Source organism: Methylobacterium sp. GC_Met_2 (genome assembly GCF_026540795.1).
Classification (GTDB): domain Bacteria; phylum Pseudomonadota; class Alphaproteobacteria; order Rhizobiales; family Beijerinckiaceae; genus Methylobacterium.
The window spans coordinates 1-593 of the sequence record NZ_JALNUM010000274.1; the positions used below are offsets into that span (position 1 = coordinate 1).

Annotated in this window: 1 protein-coding gene; it reads left to right on the plus strand. The window is 67.8% G+C overall.

What is annotated here, in order from left to right; all coding sequences use genetic code 11:
* Window positions 1–593, plus strand: a 593-nt coding sequence (locus OXS49_RS33415) for an IS630 family transposase (protein ID WP_267428785.1), incomplete at both ends; no start/stop codon positions are given.

Below are 593 nucleotides of genomic sequence, written 5' to 3' on the forward strand. Positions count from 1 at the left end.
ATCTGGCGGGGGCACGGCCTACAGCCGCATCGGGTCCGGCAGTTCAAGCTCTCCACCGACCCGGCCTTCGCCGCCAAGCTGCGCGACGTCGTCGGGCTCTACATCGACCCGCCGGCCCACGCCGTCGTGCTCTCGGTCGACGAGAAGAGCCAGATCCAGGCGCTCGCCCGCACGCAGGAGCCGTTGCCGATGAAGCCGGGCCAGCCGACGACGCGCACTCACGATTACAAGCGCCACGGCACGACGACCCTGTTTGCCGCCCTGGACGTGCTGGAGGGCAAGGTGATCGGCCGCTGCATGCAGCGCCACCGGCATCAGGAGTTCATCCGCTTCCTCAACGCGGTCGAGGCGGCGGTTCCGGCGGGCAAGATCGTCCACGCGATCCTGGACAACTATGCCGTCCACAAGCACCCGAAGGTCCGTGCCTGGCTCGACCGCCACCCGCGCTGGACCTTCCACTTCACCCCGACCTCAGCCTCGTGGCTCAATGCCGTCGAGGGCTTCTTCGCCAAGCTCGCAAAACGCCGGCTCCGACGGGGCGTGTTCGGATCGCTGATCGAGGTGCAGGCCGCCATCAAACGCTTCATCGCCGA